We start from the raw sequence: 13,202 nt of genomic DNA on the forward strand, positions 1-13,202 counted from the left end.
CGGCGGTGGATCGGAGGGACCGTACGTCGAGCGCCGCGGAGGAGACAGAGACGGAAGGGGTGATAGCGGTGATCGATCAGGAACCCGACTACCGCTTCACCCTGGCCAACGAACGCACCTTCCTCGCGTGGGTCCGCACGGCGCTGGCCTTGCTGGCCGCAGGTGTCGCGGCAGGTGAATTGATCGGCGACACAGGCGAATTCCACCACGAGGTGCTCGCGGTGGCGTGTGTGGTGGTAGCCACCGTACTGTCGCTCGGCGCGTTTTATCGATGGCGACGTGTGCAGATGGCGATGCGTCGCGACGATCCGCTACCGCCGGCCGCCATCGTGCAGGTCACGGTCGGCGGTCTGTGCGCGATCGCGCTGGCCTGCCTGGTGATCGTGATCGCGTGAGGTCGGCTGTGCGGCGCGATCCGGGGCTGCAGCCCGAACGCACGCTGCTGGCCTGGCGTCGAACGACGTTGACCGCCGGCGGGGTCCTGTTGCTGTCCGGTCGTGCGCTCATGCTGGAGCACACAGTGATGCGCGGTGCAACGGTCGTCCTGTGCGGCGTCGTCGTGGCAGCGCTGTGCGGTGGAATGGCAGTGCGCCGTCGGCGCTATCGAGCAGACCCGGGATGCGGAAAGCAGATGCCCGCCAAGCTGTTGGTCGCGATCGTGCTCGCGATCGCTTGTGCGGGTGTGTCGATGGCGGTGGGCTAGCCCGGCAAGATCCTCGAGAAGGCGCCCGGGGGGATGCGGCTTCTGCGAGAACTCAGTGTGGACAGGCCGATTCCAGAGGTGACTTAGAATCGATGGGCCTCATTGCGCTCTGCAGTCCGCAAGCTTGTCCGGGATCCTCGTAGAGGCCGATCCGTGGATTGACTACAAGTCTTGGTTGCCAACTGTCGGGTGGCGCACCTCTGCATCACAGCCGCCGCAGTTAGAACCCCACGCACATGCTGCCGAAGTTCAGACCCTCGACGACGGTTACCTTGGTGGTAAGCGGCGGATACTGCTCGCCCTGTGATGCAAACAATGTCCAGTCTCCCGCGACTGGCGGCTGAAATCTGTTCGCGGCGGTCGCCCGGCCGTTAATCACTTGTGCATAGCCGATGAACACGGCGGGTTCGCCTGGCTTTGCAGCTTGGAAATAGACGGGTTCGGCACCGTCTGCCAAAGCGCTGATGGTATAGCTACAGCCTCGCACAATGCCGTACGCAGCACCATCGAGCTGAGGCCCTGGCGGCAGGACCGCGGCGCCGGCCGCGCCAGTCGAGGCGATCGCGGCGGTCATGGCGATGCCAGACACGAGAGCGGCGAGTGCGCTGCGAGATTTCACAGGGTTGGTTCCTTGCGAGGCAATGGTGAACCGGATGCTACGCCCATGCTGAAGGGAGTGTGGAGTATTGGATCACCACAATTGTTGGAGACGCAGACTGCTGTCCCTCCGTCCCCAAAGGATAATGGTCGGCAACGGAGTGCGATCTTGCTCCAACGTCGGAAGCTACGCTCACCAAGTCTTAGTCAGCTCAGCCGGCGGTCAGTCGTGGTGCTCGCGCTGCTCCTGTGCACGCCGGCAGTGGTGGCCGCGCCGGTGGCGTCGTGGCCAGCGGTCGTCGCATACGGCGGACTGTCGTTTGCTGCTGTCGCGAACTCGGCGGCATTCTGGGCCTTCCCCTCGTCGCCACTCCCATCGCACTCGGCGCGGTTGTCCTTGCGGCGTGCCATCACTTCCTGCCATTGTCGGGGAGTCGGCGCGCGCTCAGGCAGTGACCGACGCCGGTTCCACCATGGTGGGTGAGCGGGGAGTGGCCGTTGAGCATCGATGCGAAGCGCCGTCGATGGGCGTACGTCGTGGACACTGCGATTCCCGGTCTCGTTTTCCTCACCGGATGCGTTCTCGGCGTGTGCTTGCCGTTGTTGGCGTCGACGATCACTCCGCAACTGCCCGTGACCGGCGCAGGGGCATCCGCTCACTACAACTCAAGCATCTCAAACCCACCGCTCGTGTTCTGGCTGATCTGGGCACTCGTGCCGATCATTGTCTACGGAGTCGGCGGCCTGATGTTCGCCCGCGTCAAGACGTGCCGATGGTTCCTCGGTGCGTTCTGGGCGGGGTTCACACCGGTATTCATCGTGACGGCACCGATTGTCATGTTAATCGATGTGGGCGCGTTGGGCTCGAGCTGACCGAAGCCGACGCACGTCGGACCACCAACTGTGCTTTCGTGAACTGATGAGTCCGCTGTCGACCGCTCCCGCGAGCGCGTCGAGGCCTGCCCGCCGGTCCCCGCGAGACCACGGGCTCCTCCCAATTCTGTGCATCCTCACCACGCTGCTCCTGGCCGGCTGTGCGCCGTCGCCCGGCCCAGACTTATCACCGACGAACGGTTCGCCCGTCCTCTACGTCCTCGGCGACTCCTACGCCACAGGCTTCACCCACGGCGAGGACAACGCCTATCCCGAGGTCATCGAAGACCGCACGTGCTGGGACGTGGAGGTCGACGGTGAGGACGGCACCGGGTACGTCAATTCCGGCTCGCGCAAGAACGGACAGTCGACCTACCCCGAACGAGTGCCGCGCGCAGCCAGCGCGCATCCCCGCATTGTCCTGATCCAGGGCAGCGACAACGACATTCGATACCCACCCGAACAGATCACGCGCGCAGCCGAACGCACCTACGACGAAGTACGCACTGCCCTCCCGGACGCCCGCCTGGTTGCGGTCGGGCCGGTCCAGGTTCCGGCGATTCCGCTGCCTCAGCTCGAACGAGTACGCGACGCGCTGGAGCGGGCGACGGCGGCGAAGGATGTCCAATTCATCGACCCCATCGCACTGAACTGGATGTCAGACCCGCGGCTGTTCGAGTCCGACGGCGCGCACCCGACCCTGCGCGGACATCGACACCTCGCATCGGACATCATCCGACAACTGTGGGTTGGTGGCTCGCCGACGGAGTGCATTTCGACAAGTCCATCTCGCCGCTGATCGAGGGAACCAACCCGGAGGCGTCTGCGTCCAAGAGTCACGGGGAGCGCCACACGGGCTCCGCGTCGCCGTAACAGTACGTGGTGCCGTAACGGTGTCCCACTGGGGCGCGATAGCGTACGATATCACCAGGTAGGGAGGTTCCCGTGAGCGATATCCTGATTCGAGGCGTCCCCGATGACGTGGTGGCCGCAATCGATGCGCGCGCCGCGCGGTTGGGTCTTTCGCGGACCCAGTACCTGCGCCGTCGGCTTGCTCTCGATGCTGGTGCCGAGTCGACCTCCGTGACCGTCGAAGACCTGCAGTCGTTTGCCGACACGTTCTCCGCGCTCGCCGACGATCACCTGATGTCGCAAGCGTGGCAGTGACGAACTCGTGGCTGATCGATAAGTCGGCACTGGTTCGTCTTGCCGGCAGTCCGGACGCCCGTGAGTGGGCGCTACGAATTGAACGGGGGCTTGTCTGCATCGCGACGATGACCCGACTCGAGGTTGGCTACTCAGCCAGGAATGCGCACGATGCACGGACAGCTCTGCGGAGCTCCCCGCTATCGGCGATGCCCGTGGAATACGTCACGCCAGCGATCGAAGATAGAGCGCTAGAGGTCCAACTCCAGTTGGCCGAGCAGGGACACCATCGCGCGCCCTCGATACCAGACTTGATGATCGCGGCCACCGCAGAATTGGCCGGTCATTGTGTCCTGCACGTAGACAAGGATTTTGAGCATATTGCCGGGGTGACCGGCCAGCCCATCGAACGATTGTCGACGTGACTTCGTCATAGACTCTCAAGAAACTCCACCATCTTCGCATTCACCCGATCCGGCTCCTGCATCTGCACAAAATGACCAGCTCCCGGAATGAGCTCGACGTTGCGTAAATCGGGGACGAGCGAGGCCATGGCGGCGAGCGGATCACGGCCCATCATCGCGAGAACCGGGTCGCGGTCGCCCGCGATGAAAACGGTCGGCGCGAGGACCAGTTTGTCGTGCAGCTCGGCATTCTGTTCCCACACGAGGTCGGCGGCGCGGTACCAGTTGAGTCCACCGGTGAATCCGGTTCGCGTGAATTCGTCTACGTAGTAGTGGAATTCGTCGACCGAAAACCACTCCCACGGGAGTGGCGGAGCCGGTGGCAGCACATCGAGGTAGCCGTTGTCGACGGCGGGATGCTCCCAGCAGGTCAGGTAGCGGTCGGTGTCGCTCAAGGCCCAGAACACCCGTCGGAGGAACTCATCGACGTTGGTGTCGAGCTCTTCATCGGCGACACCGGGTTGCTGGAAGTAATGCATGTGGAAGAAGTGGTCGCGGGCGAGGAATGCGGAGATCTCGTTGGGCCGCATCGGTGCTCGTGGTGTCAGAGGAACACTCAGCTGGATCAGCCCGGCGACGCGCTCGGGAATCCAACGAGCCAGATCCCACACCAGATGGGCGCCGAAGTCGTGTCCGGCGAACACTGCACGCTCGACGTTCAGCGCGTCGAGCAGTCCTTCCATATCCGCGACGGTGGTCGCGCGGTCGTAGGCGCCGACGTCGGTCGGTCGGCTGCTGCGGCCGTAGCCGCGCATGTCGGGGGCGATGGCGTGCCACCCGGCGCCGGCGATCGCCGGGAGCTGGTGTCGCCAGGAGTAGCCGAGTCCGGGGAAGCCGTGACAGAGGATGACCGGATCGCCGTCGCCTTGCTCGGTGATAGCCAGGTCGATGCCGTTAACGTGCAGCGTTCTCGTCGACATTTGTGTGCTCATCTCCTCATCCCGGCCACTCGAAGTCCACCCGCGCCAACAGCCCAACCCGATTGCGCCCCTGCCACACTGGTGTGCTCGGCGGCTGTGTGGCGTAGAGACCGCGTCCGGCGGTCACGACGCGCTCATACTGGCTGGGCCAGTTGATCTCAGCGGCAAGCCCATCGAGCACCGGCCGCCCGCGATCAAGTGCTCGTCCGACGTGCTCCGGCGCGGGCAACAGATCGGACTTGCTCGAGTTGCAGCCCTGGCAGGCCAGCACCAGATTCGTCAGTCCGTCGATCCCGACCCGCGACCACGGGAGCACATGATCGACGTGCCGGCCGCTCCGGGTCGACGCGCTGCAGTAGAAGCACGTCGGTCCGAACCGCTCAGTCAGCGCGTCACCGGCACGCTGCAGCGATACCCTGTCGGCGCCGAACAGGTGGTGGGCGAGGTCGAGCCCGTCATCGAGCACAGACTTGTTCATGCGCCGTACGTCGTCGACCCAGGCGAGCTGGAATGCGGGCTTCAGGAGCGGCGCCAGGCGCGCGAGGGTCACACAGACGCCTGGAAACAGGGTGAGCGCGTTGCCGTGGTCGGCGATCACCCGCTTCGATGCGGTGCCCATCCACGAGTCGTCGTACAGAAAGCGCTCGTTCTCCGCGGTGGTGGTCAGATTCTGTAGCAGTTTCAGCGGATAGCGAACCAGCGTCTGCTTCACCGTGGCGTGCGCCACCAGGTACTCGCCCGATCCCTGTGCGACAACCAGATCCACCGACGGCGTGCGATGCGTGGCGGTGACGGAGGAGCGAAGGTTGGCGACGGCGTCGAAGATGACGCCGCGTCCATCGGAGGATTGCCGCAGTCGATGACCGTCGAGTGGTCGCATCTGTCGCCAATAGAGTTCGATGACGCGGGTGGTCAGGTCGTCGAGGTCGACGTCCACCGCAGCGTCCAGGTCGTCGGGCACGGACTCGACCGCGAGGTCCAGCAGCGCCATGAGCACTGCCAGCTTGTAGGTGGCGGTGCGACGGCCGCTCTCGAGCACCGCGACCAGCTTCTGGCCGAGCGTCAGCGGATCGGTGAGAGGCGGCATCAGGAGTTCAGCCTAGGCCAGCAAGAAGTACGGAACCAGACCGAACACCAATCCCAACAACATCATTCCGCCGACGACTCCGACGACGATCCCGAATCCGTTCCACGGTTGCGGACTCGGACCGAGCGCGCCACGACTGAATGTCCACACCGGTGCCCGGTACTCGACGACAGTCGGCTGCTGTGGGTGAACAGTGACGGATAGTTCTGCCGGCCCGACCCGCGACGGCAGGTAGTACGGCACGTAGACCTGCAGATGGTAGCGACCGGGCGGCACAGGGATGACGTTGTGGCCCCAGCGCGTGTGCGGGACCTCCCAACCGTTGACAAAGATCTTGGGACGGACGAAGGCGAAGAGGAACGCGAGCACAAAGTGTTGGGCGTCGACGACGATCGCCGACTGCGGTGCTGGACCGAAGTTGTAGCTCGGTGTCGTCATCCGATCCCGTCTCGATCAGCGCTCGTACAGACTGCCGATGAACGCAGCCACGTTCTGTTCGATGATCTCGTGCTGCCAGCCCGCGATGATGGGGAACAGCTCGATGTAGGTGATGTCCTGCGACGTGATGCTCTCGAACGGACCCGGCCGTCGGGTAGTTGGTGACGACGTGGGTGGTGGCGTCGAACAGTTCTTGCCGAAGGTGTCGCGGCGCTATCAGCAGGTCATCGTTGGCGACGTTCGCCTGGTGGATGTACCAGGCGGCGTGATCGGCGTCCATCATGGGATCGTCGGCGGCGTGCAGATTCCACAGGAGTGAAAGGGCTTGTGCCTGTCGAGAACCGAGGTGGCTTGTGTAGTCGGTGCAGGGGCGCGGGAACACATAGTCGGGGTGGAGGATCGGGAGCATGTGCCGCGGTCCGGTTAGAGGAGTGCCAGCATGGGTTCATCGCTCATCGTGCACGTCTGTCGAACATCGCGATCCCGAACGAGGACGCAAGCCAAGTCAGCGGAATCCACACGTAGCAGGACAGCGCGTACCAGAGGCTGACTACGGCGAAACTCGCGCCAAGGCCAGTAGCGCCGGGACCTCTGTGGGGCACTATGCCGATGCCCCAAAACGCAATCATGAAGAGGGCATAGCTGATCGGAATGGAGACCAGGAAGAGCTTGAGTGAGTATGGTCGCAGCAGGGGAGATCGCTCCTCGCGTTCGGCGTCAGTTGCCTCCAACGGACACCTCGTGATGGCCGGGGAGGTGTTTAGCGGGTCCCCATGGGTCTGATGGATCTGGCATGAACTTGTAGACGGGGGTGGTGGTGCCGGACTCGCTGTCGTTATAGACCTCCCAGGCTGGATAGTTCGGCAATTGACCGTCCAGTGCGGGTGCAGCTCCGTCAAACGGTTCTGTGATGAGAGTGCCCCGCACACTTGTGCCGACGGTGCTCGACGCCCATTGCCCGACTTTCTGGTCGTAGAACGGCATGTACGGATCCTTGGCCTCGAACGTCACCTGGACTCGATCTCCGTCTTGAGCTACCCCCATGGTCGGGGTGCCGACCTTGACCGCGCCCGAAGGGATCTCGACGGACGGGTTCTGCCGCATCACAACCACGCCGCGGTCGTAGTCGACGTAGATGGAGACACGGCTATCCTCTGGCCCTGCATTCGGATCGAATCCGCGTGCGTCTCCTCGATTCTGGTAGGGAATATTGTTCACGCTGTCGCGTGGAATGAATGCATTGATTCGTTGAAGGCCGCCCCCGGGCACTTTGTCGATAGTTTTGACCACGACTGACGAATCGACGCCCTTGTTGACGGGGTTGTATGTATTGGTGTCCAGAATCTCCGCAAGCTTCCAGTCGTTGTCGGTCCGTGGATCAAAACCGAATCGATCGTGAAATGCCTTTATCTGGTTCTTCTTTCGAGTGACGCTACTCGTGTTGGTGAGTGGGTCGACGTCCTCGACTGGAAGATCGCCATCTGCCCCATCGATCACAGCCGCGAGGTCGTCGTCTACCCGTCCGGCCTCGACAAGTAGTCGATCGAGTCGATCTTGGATAGCCTGCTTTTTCATCAAGTAATCGGTCTGCTGTGCGGTAGACCAGGTTGGCCAGAGCGGAGGGGTTGGGCCGGCGACTTTTCCGTCAGGCTGGACGGACAGCCCAAGTGAGTTCGCGTCCGATCGGATCGAAGCAAGCTTCGACTTCACGCTGTCGATATCGTCGGCGGCCTGTTTTGCGGCGAGACTGATCGTTGCAGCTTGGTCTCGGTGAGCGGAAAAATCTTTGATCGTTTGACTGATCGAATCTTTGGACGCTTCGGCAGTCTTCCCAGACCACGAATTGAACACGTCGAGATTGGTGAAGCGGGTAATGGTGGTATCGCAGTTTGCGATATTCGCCTGCGTCTGACGAAAGACTTCCCGCACCATCTCAGAGTTCCAGCGGTCGATATCCCCGACAGATACCATCTAGTCGAGCCTGAGTGATCGGTCGGACGCCGAGGGCCGGAGATCCTCGGCGTTCTCTAGTTCGACCTGCACAAAAGTCTCGTGTGCGATCCGAAGCTCTTCCGTATGGCGGTGAACCCTGTCTGCCAACCGCTGATGCTCGCGTTCCCACCGGCTCGCCAACTTGGCCATGGACTGCCCCGAACTGCCGGCCCATCCCGAGGAGATGCTGTCGCCGACCGCGCTTCCGAATCGGCTGAACTGATCGGCACAATCGCCATGCCAGGAAGTGATGCGGGCACGCGCCGCGATGAGCTCGGCGGGGTCGACTTCGAAGTCGGTCATGCGGTGCAGACTAGCAACTGGCCGTGCACACAGCAGTCGTGTCATTCATCCAGGCCACAGACGCTTGGTGTGTACCAGCCCGCCACGTTCATTGGGCCCGGCGGACCGCACAGCAAATTCGCTGGCTGATGCGTCGATCTCGGGTGGCTTTGGTGACATCGTTCGATGCGTCACGCGACGAGGCTTGAGCCAGAATCTGACGAGGACTTGTCCATACTGCAGACTGCGCTCCACTGCCCGGATTCGGGACGACCGCGCTGATAAGTGAGGGCACACAGGAGCCATGCCCTCACTTAGCCGCCAAGCGAGGGCATGCGTCAGTCGGACCCCCGACGCACCTCCCGACCCCACCCACCGCAGGGCATACTTGTTCCTGATTCGTGCACCTTTCGTCTGGAGGTTCCTGTGGCCGGTGGCCTCGTGGCTTTGTTGGATGACATCGCGGCCCTGACCAAGGTGGCCGCGGCGTCGATCGACGACATCGGCGCCGCAGCCGGTAAGGCCAGCATCAAGGCAGCAGGCGTGGTCGTCGACGACACGGCCGTGACACCGCGGTATGTCCACGGCTTCACCCCCGATCGTGAACTGCCGATCGTCCGCAAGATCGCCGTCGGCTCGATCCGTAACAAACTGCTGATCATCCTGCCGGTGGCGATGATCCTCAGTCAGTTCCTCCCGCAGGCGCTGCCGTATCTGCTGATCGCCGGCGGTCTGTTCCTGAGCTACGAGGGTGCCGAGAAGGTCTACGAGGCGCTCGGTGGCGGGCACGGGCACGACCACACCGACGAGGTGCCGGTGTCGGAGAAGGGGCCGGAGTTCGAGAAGTCGATGGTCAATGGTGCCATCCGCACCGACCTCATTCTGTCGGCGGAGATCATGGTGATCTCACTGTCGTCGGTCGAATCCGAACCGTTCCTCACCCGGCTGCTGGTGCTCATCGTCGTGGCGTTCCTCATCACCGCACTCGTCTACGGGGTGGTGGCGCTGATCGTCAAGATGGACGACGTCGGGCTCGCCTTGGCGCAACGGCAGTCGACGGTGAGCCAGAAGATCGGCCGCGGCTTGGTCAAAGCGATGCCGAAGATCATGTCCACCCTGACCGTGGTGGGCATCGCCGCGATGCTGTGGGTCGGCGGCCACATCCTGATCGTCAACGTCGGCGAGGCCGGATTCCATTGGCCCGCCGACCGACTGCACGACATCGAGCACTGGTTCGAGGAACTCTCCCACGGGTTCGGCGGCGTCCTGTCGTGGACGGCGGGCACCGTGGTCTCGGCGCTCGTGGGATTGGTGATCGGCGCGATCATCGTGGCGATCATGCACGTCATCCCGAAGCGTGGCGGCAGGAGAGAAGCAGCGGCTCAGTCACCGGAGTGAGTGGGATCGTCTCGGCGCCGTCCGCGGCTGCAGAGGCCAGCGCTGTTTGCGGACTCGGCGGCGCTCGTGATCGTGCTGTACTGGAGAAATGATCAAGCTCCTCGTGATTGTCGTCGTCGCGGCGGCGATCGCGATTGCGTTGGTCGTGATCGGTTCGTGGGTGGTCAGCGGTGTCCGATCGCTGGGAACCGGGATCGGCCGCCTGGTGCGCGGCGACGGCACGGCCGGCGATGACCGCCCCGAGTTGCCGGCGATTGACGCCAGTGCGGAGGTACCCGACGACCCCTTCGCCCAGCTCGCCGACGATCTGCGCGCGGCCCGCGCCCGCAGATGGTCGCGGTGCCGGGCGATCCAGGAGTTCGCCGAACCCACCGAGTCGCGGCGATACCTGGACCTCGCGGTCGACACCTGGACTGGCGGCTCGGATGACAGCGCTCAACTACGCAACGACCCGATCGGCGAGATCGCCATCTCCGCCGGCATGGTCGCCGACCGCGTGAGCGACTACCCGGCCTGGAAGCTCGCCTTCTTCGACCTGCACGGTGTCCGCGTGGACCTCGCGGCCGAGGTCGTCGCGCTCACGACGTCGGCGGCCCACGTCCATGAGCAGGTTGCGCTTCTCGGTGAGCCACCCACGCACCTGCGAGCCGACGAAGACGTCGTCGACACCTACACCGCGAAAGCTCTGTTGCTGTCGCGGCGGCTCGACGGGCTTGTCGAACGGCTCGGTGCGCTGGGCGAGTACCAGCAGATCGTCGCCGCCATCCAGCAACGACAGGACAAGCGGGACTGGCTCGACCGGGTCAGCGCAATCGACGAGTTCGAGAACGAGGTCGATGCCCAGTGGGACGTCTCCGAGGCCGACCGGATGCGCGCCACCGCCGACGAGTCGGAGATGCTCGCCTCAATCTACTTGGATGCGCTTGCGCCGCTGGCGAAGACGCTCGAGCACAGGGATGATGGGTAGCACTGTGAACGATGACAGGATCTTCGCCGCCATCGCCGACGAGCGTCGCCGTCTTGCTGATGTGGCCGGCAGGTTCACGGATGAACAGTGGGCGACGCCGTCGCTGTGCACCGGCTGGACGTGCCGCGACGTGTTCGCTCATCTCGTGGTGCCGCTGGTGGTGTCGATCCCCAGGTTCGGCCTGGCGATGGTGCGCGCTCGTGGCAATTTCGATCACGCCAACATTGCAATGGCAGCCAAGGTTGCACGCGTACATCCGGACCTTCCGAAGACGCTGCGCGACAACGCCGACAAGCGGTTCACCCCACCGGGCCAGGGGCCGCGCGCGCCACTCACCGATGTTCTGGTGCACGGCCTCGACATTCGCCGGCCGCTCGGTATCGCGGCGAACCTCGATCCCGACCGCACGCGGGTGGTGCTCGACTTTCTCGTCGGCACCGCCAGCGACGGCATGTTCGGGAAGGTGCCGACCACGGTGCGCTGGGTGGCGACCGACGTCGACTGGGCAGCCGGCGACGGGCCCATTGTCGAAGGCCCGACAGAGGCCCTGCTGCTGGTCCTCACAGGGCGGTCGGCCGGCATGGACGAGCTCGCCGGTGACGGTGCGGCACAACTCAGGCGGCGTGCTTGAGCAGTGTTAGTGCGAGGCGTGCTTCCACGGGCGAGATGTGTTGCGGCATCTCGCCGGGGTGCAGTTTCTCGTCGGGCTCGGGCGGTGGCGCCTCGACGTTGAGTGATGGGTGGATGCGGGCACGCGCCTGGTCGAGCTGCTGCCGATAGAGAACGGCGACATCGGGGCGACGGTTGAGGCGTTGAGGGTTCGGTGGTGCGCCGGGTCTGTTGTTGCGTCGCCACCAGGTTCGGCCCGCGTCTGGGCCGTCGCGGTGGACGCCGGTGGTGAAGTATCCGACGCGAGGGCCGACCATCCGGTTGTGGCGTGGGCAGGCCGGAGCGAGATCGACGATGTCGGTGAGTCCGCCGTCGGCGAAATCGCGAGCCGCATGGTGCATCTCGACGTGGGTGGCCGGTTGATCACAGTCTGGTGCCGAGCAGACCTCGCCGTCGGGGCGGGCGAAGGACACCAATCGTTGGGCTCGGGTGGCTAACCGTTTGGCCTGACCGAAGTACAGGGGCAATGCGGTGGCGTCGTCGAACACCGCCAGGTACTGCTGCGCCTGCCCGGCGAGACGGATCACGTCGGCGATCGGCAGGGGGGTGCCGGTGGCGGTGACCCCGACCCCGGCTTCGCGGATCAGGTCGTTGAGGTCGGCCTTCACGATCAACTGCACCGGCAACCCGCGATGCGACTTCCCGAGCAGCCCGTCTGTGAACACTGCCCGCAGCAACGCCGCCAACGCATCGTGGTTGCGTTGGGCTTGCGATCGGTTGTCGCGGTCGGCGGCGGCCTTGAGTGCGTCGGGATCGGCGTCGTCTTCGCCGCCACGCGGCGAGTCGGGGTCGTCGGGGTTGTTGAGGCCGGGTTTGGCCCATACCGCCAGCAGCATGTCCAGCAACGCACGGGTTTCCGGATCCAGATGCCCGGTCAGTTTCGACATCTTCTGCGCATCGGCCCGGTTGGCCCACAGGTTGCGGCGACGTCGACGGTCCCGCTCGTCGGTCACCTCGCCGTCGGGATCGAGATGGGCGAGCAGACGATGCCCGAGTGCGGTGATCTCGGTCGGGGTGTGCTCACCGGCCATCCCGGCCAGGGTGACCTCGGCGGCCACCTGCTGGTCATGCGGCAGCCGGTGGGGCAGGGCGTCGAGGAACTCGATGGTGGTGTCGAGGTGGGCCGGCCCCACCGCACCCGCGGCGAACGCGTCGGCCAGCGTGGGATACTTCGGTTCGGCCCGCTGCCCACCGAGTTGGCGGAACCGGGCGGTGGCCGTCATCTGCCTTCTGCGGCGGCCCGGATGTGACACCCGCAGTTCGGCGTTCATGAAGTTGCTCAGGCTCCGAAACCCCATCGCCCGCGGCACATCGCGATCCGACAGTTCCAGGATCTGTCGGTTGCCCTCGAACATCATCCGGTTGATCGCGCGTTCGTGGGCTTTGGCCACCGCCACCAACTCGGCGTCAGCACACTGCGTCACATCCGCCTCGGCCAACCGATCGAGCACAGCGTGTAGCTCGGCGAGCAGACCCGGCACCTCCGACTGCGGTTCACTCGACGGTGACGGCTCGGTCACGTCGTGAACGTTGTTGTTGTGCTCGGTCATACTCACCCCCGCGAGACCGTGCTTCGAATGTATGTTCGAGAATACGCCCGATTGCTGCGGCGTGCAACCCGCGAATTTCTGGTTGCGGGCAGGTGAGCTCGACCGGCCCTCACCAG

At 64.3% G+C, this 13,202-nt stretch carries 17 protein-coding genes; 10 read left to right on the plus strand and 7 right to left on the minus strand.

Features of this window, described 5'->3' with window-relative positions:
• Window positions 1-5: 5 nt before the first annotated feature.
• On the plus strand, window positions 6-395 hold the full coding sequence (locus tag D7316_RS18535) for a YidH family protein (RefSeq protein ID WP_232016969.1): 390 nt from the start codon (window positions 6-8) through the stop codon (window positions 393-395).
• Complete coding sequence (locus tag D7316_RS18540; protein ID WP_197718263.1) at window positions 392-703, plus strand: DUF202 domain-containing protein; 312 nt, start codon at window positions 392-394, stop codon at window positions 701-703. Before D7316_RS18535 ends, D7316_RS18540 begins: the two co-directional genes overlap by 4 nt.
• Before the next feature lie 220 nt (window positions 704-923).
• Here the strand turns inward: D7316_RS18540 and D7316_RS18545 are convergent, their stop codons facing one another.
• Window positions 924-1,322: a hypothetical protein gene (locus tag D7316_RS18545; protein WP_124709565.1), complete on the minus strand. Its 399-nt coding sequence runs from the start codon at window positions 1,320-1,322 to the stop codon at window positions 924-926.
• A gap of 476 nt (window positions 1,323-1,798) precedes the next feature.
• Between D7316_RS18545 and D7316_RS18550 the strand changes: the two genes are divergently transcribed.
• The 4 genes from D7316_RS18550 (at window position 1,799) to D7316_RS18565 (ending at window position 3,744) form a co-directional block, all read left to right on the plus strand.
• Window positions 1,799-2,173 (plus strand): hypothetical protein, encoded by a 375-nt coding sequence (locus tag D7316_RS18550; RefSeq protein ID WP_124709566.1) that lies wholly within the window; start codon window positions 1,799-1,801, stop codon window positions 2,171-2,173.
• Window positions 2,174-2,219: 46 nt separating this feature from the next.
• Window positions 2,220-2,972, plus strand: a complete 753-nt coding sequence (locus D7316_RS18555) for an SGNH/GDSL hydrolase family protein (RefSeq protein WP_164473816.1) — start codon at window positions 2,220-2,222, stop codon at window positions 2,970-2,972.
• Window positions 2,973-3,118: 146 nt separating this feature from the next.
• On the plus strand, window positions 3,119-3,340 hold the full coding sequence (gene vapB, locus D7316_RS27685; protein ID WP_124709568.1) for a type II toxin-antitoxin system VapB family antitoxin: 222 nt from the start codon (window positions 3,119-3,121) through the stop codon (window positions 3,338-3,340).
• Entirely contained in the window at window positions 3,331-3,744 is a 414-nt protein-coding gene (locus D7316_RS18565; RefSeq protein WP_124709569.1) for a PIN domain nuclease, read from the plus strand. The genes vapB and D7316_RS18565 overlap by 10 nt, the downstream gene beginning before the upstream one ends.
• Before the next feature lie 5 nt (window positions 3,745-3,749).
• Here the strand turns inward: D7316_RS18565 and D7316_RS18570 are convergent, their stop codons facing one another.
• Genes D7316_RS18570 through D7316_RS18580 form a run of 3 tightly spaced genes read right to left on the minus strand, consistent with a single transcriptional unit; the run spans window position 3,750 to window position 6,228 of the window.
• Window positions 3,750-4,715: an alpha/beta fold hydrolase gene (locus D7316_RS18570; RefSeq protein WP_124709570.1), complete on the minus strand. Its 966-nt coding sequence runs from the start codon at window positions 4,713-4,715 to the stop codon at window positions 3,750-3,752.
• 4 nt (window positions 4,716-4,719) lie between these two features.
• Window positions 4,720-5,790 (minus strand): HNH endonuclease, encoded by a 1,071-nt coding sequence (locus tag D7316_RS18575; protein ID WP_124709571.1) that lies wholly within the window; start codon window positions 5,788-5,790, stop codon window positions 4,720-4,722.
• A 12-nt stretch (window positions 5,791-5,802) separates the two neighbouring features.
• The gene (locus tag D7316_RS18580) at window positions 5,803-6,228 is read right to left on the minus strand and encodes a hypothetical protein (RefSeq protein WP_124709572.1); all 426 of its coding nucleotides are present in this window, start codon (window positions 6,226-6,228) and stop codon (window positions 5,803-5,805) included.
• Between the two features lie 112 nt (window positions 6,229-6,340).
• Between D7316_RS18580 and D7316_RS18585 the strand changes: the two genes are divergently transcribed.
• Window positions 6,341-6,547, plus strand: coding sequence for a hypothetical protein (locus D7316_RS18585; RefSeq protein ID WP_124709573.1), 207 nt, complete (start codon window positions 6,341-6,343; stop codon window positions 6,545-6,547).
• Between the two features lie 398 nt (window positions 6,548-6,945).
• On the opposite strand, the gene D7316_RS18590 is transcribed toward D7316_RS18585, so the two are convergent.
• Window positions 6,946-8,199, minus strand: coding sequence for a BAR domain-containing protein (locus D7316_RS18590; protein ID WP_124709574.1), 1,254 nt, complete (start codon window positions 8,197-8,199; stop codon window positions 6,946-6,948).
• Window positions 8,200-8,523 (minus strand): WXG100 family type VII secretion target, encoded by a 324-nt coding sequence (locus D7316_RS18595; protein WP_164473817.1) that lies wholly within the window; start codon window positions 8,521-8,523, stop codon window positions 8,200-8,202.
• A 405-nt stretch (window positions 8,524-8,928) separates the two neighbouring features.
• On the opposite strand from D7316_RS18595, the gene D7316_RS18600 reads away from it, so the two are divergent.
• The 3 genes from D7316_RS18600 to D7316_RS18610 all read left to right on the plus strand — a co-directional run bounded on the left by D7316_RS18600 (window position 8,929) and on the right by D7316_RS18610 (window position 11,498).
• Window positions 8,929-9,900, plus strand: coding sequence for a DUF808 domain-containing protein (locus D7316_RS18600; protein ID WP_124709576.1), 972 nt, complete (start codon window positions 8,929-8,931; stop codon window positions 9,898-9,900).
• An 88-nt stretch (window positions 9,901-9,988) separates the two neighbouring features.
• Window positions 9,989-10,867: a hypothetical protein gene (locus tag D7316_RS18605; RefSeq protein ID WP_124709577.1), complete on the plus strand. Its 879-nt coding sequence runs from the start codon at window positions 9,989-9,991 to the stop codon at window positions 10,865-10,867.
• Window positions 10,818-11,498: a maleylpyruvate isomerase family mycothiol-dependent enzyme gene (locus D7316_RS18610; protein ID WP_232016970.1), complete on the plus strand. Its 681-nt coding sequence runs from the start codon at window positions 10,818-10,820 to the stop codon at window positions 11,496-11,498. The genes D7316_RS18605 and D7316_RS18610 overlap by 50 nt, the downstream gene beginning before the upstream one ends.
• On the opposite strand, the gene D7316_RS18615 is transcribed toward D7316_RS18610, so the two are convergent.
• Window positions 11,482-13,086 carry an HNH endonuclease signature motif containing protein gene (locus tag D7316_RS18615; RefSeq protein WP_124709578.1) on the minus strand — a complete coding sequence of 535 codons (1,605 nt, stop codon included), beginning with the start codon at window positions 13,084-13,086 and terminating at the stop codon, window positions 11,482-11,484. The two genes, D7316_RS18610 and D7316_RS18615, sit on opposite strands and share 17 nt — an antisense overlap.
• Window positions 13,087-13,202: the final 116 nt, after the last annotated feature.

The sequence above is a fragment of the Gordonia insulae genome (assembly GCF_003855095.1).
In the GTDB taxonomy this organism is placed as follows: Bacteria; Actinomycetota; Actinomycetes; order Mycobacteriales; family Mycobacteriaceae; genus Gordonia; species Gordonia insulae.

Coding starts and splice junctions, on each gene's coding strand:
- D7316_RS18555 (WP_164473816.1), top strand. CDS start 2,220: ATGAGTCCGCTGTCGACCGCTCCCGCGAGCGCGTCGAGGCCTGCCCGC.
- D7316_RS18570 (WP_124709570.1), bottom strand. CDS start 4,715: ATGAGCACACAAATGTCGACGAGAACGCTGCACGTTAACGGCATCGAC.
- D7316_RS18575 (WP_124709571.1), bottom strand. CDS start 5,790: ATGCCGCCTCTCACCGATCCGCTGACGCTCGGCCAGAAGCTGGTCGCG.
- D7316_RS18580 (WP_124709572.1), bottom strand. CDS start 6,228: ATGACGACACCGAGCTACAACTTCGGTCCAGCACCGCAGTCGGCGATC.
- D7316_RS18585 (WP_124709573.1), top strand. CDS start 6,341: ATGTCCTGCGACGTGATGCTCTCGAACGGACCCGGCCGTCGGGTAGTT.
- D7316_RS18590 (WP_124709574.1), bottom strand. CDS start 8,199: ATGGTATCTGTCGGGGATATCGACCGCTGGAACTCTGAGATGGTGCGG.
- D7316_RS18595 (WP_164473817.1), bottom strand. CDS start 8,523: ATGACCGACTTCGAAGTCGACCCCGCCGAGCTCATCGCGGCGCGTGCC.
- D7316_RS18605 (WP_124709577.1), top strand. CDS start 9,989: ATGATCAAGCTCCTCGTGATTGTCGTCGTCGCGGCGGCGATCGCGATT.
- D7316_RS18610 (WP_232016970.1), top strand. CDS start 10,818: ATGCGCTTGCGCCGCTGGCGAAGACGCTCGAGCACAGGGATGATGGGT.
- D7316_RS18615 (WP_124709578.1), bottom strand. CDS start 13,086: ATGACCGAGCACAACAACAACGTTCACGACGTGACCGAGCCGTCACCG.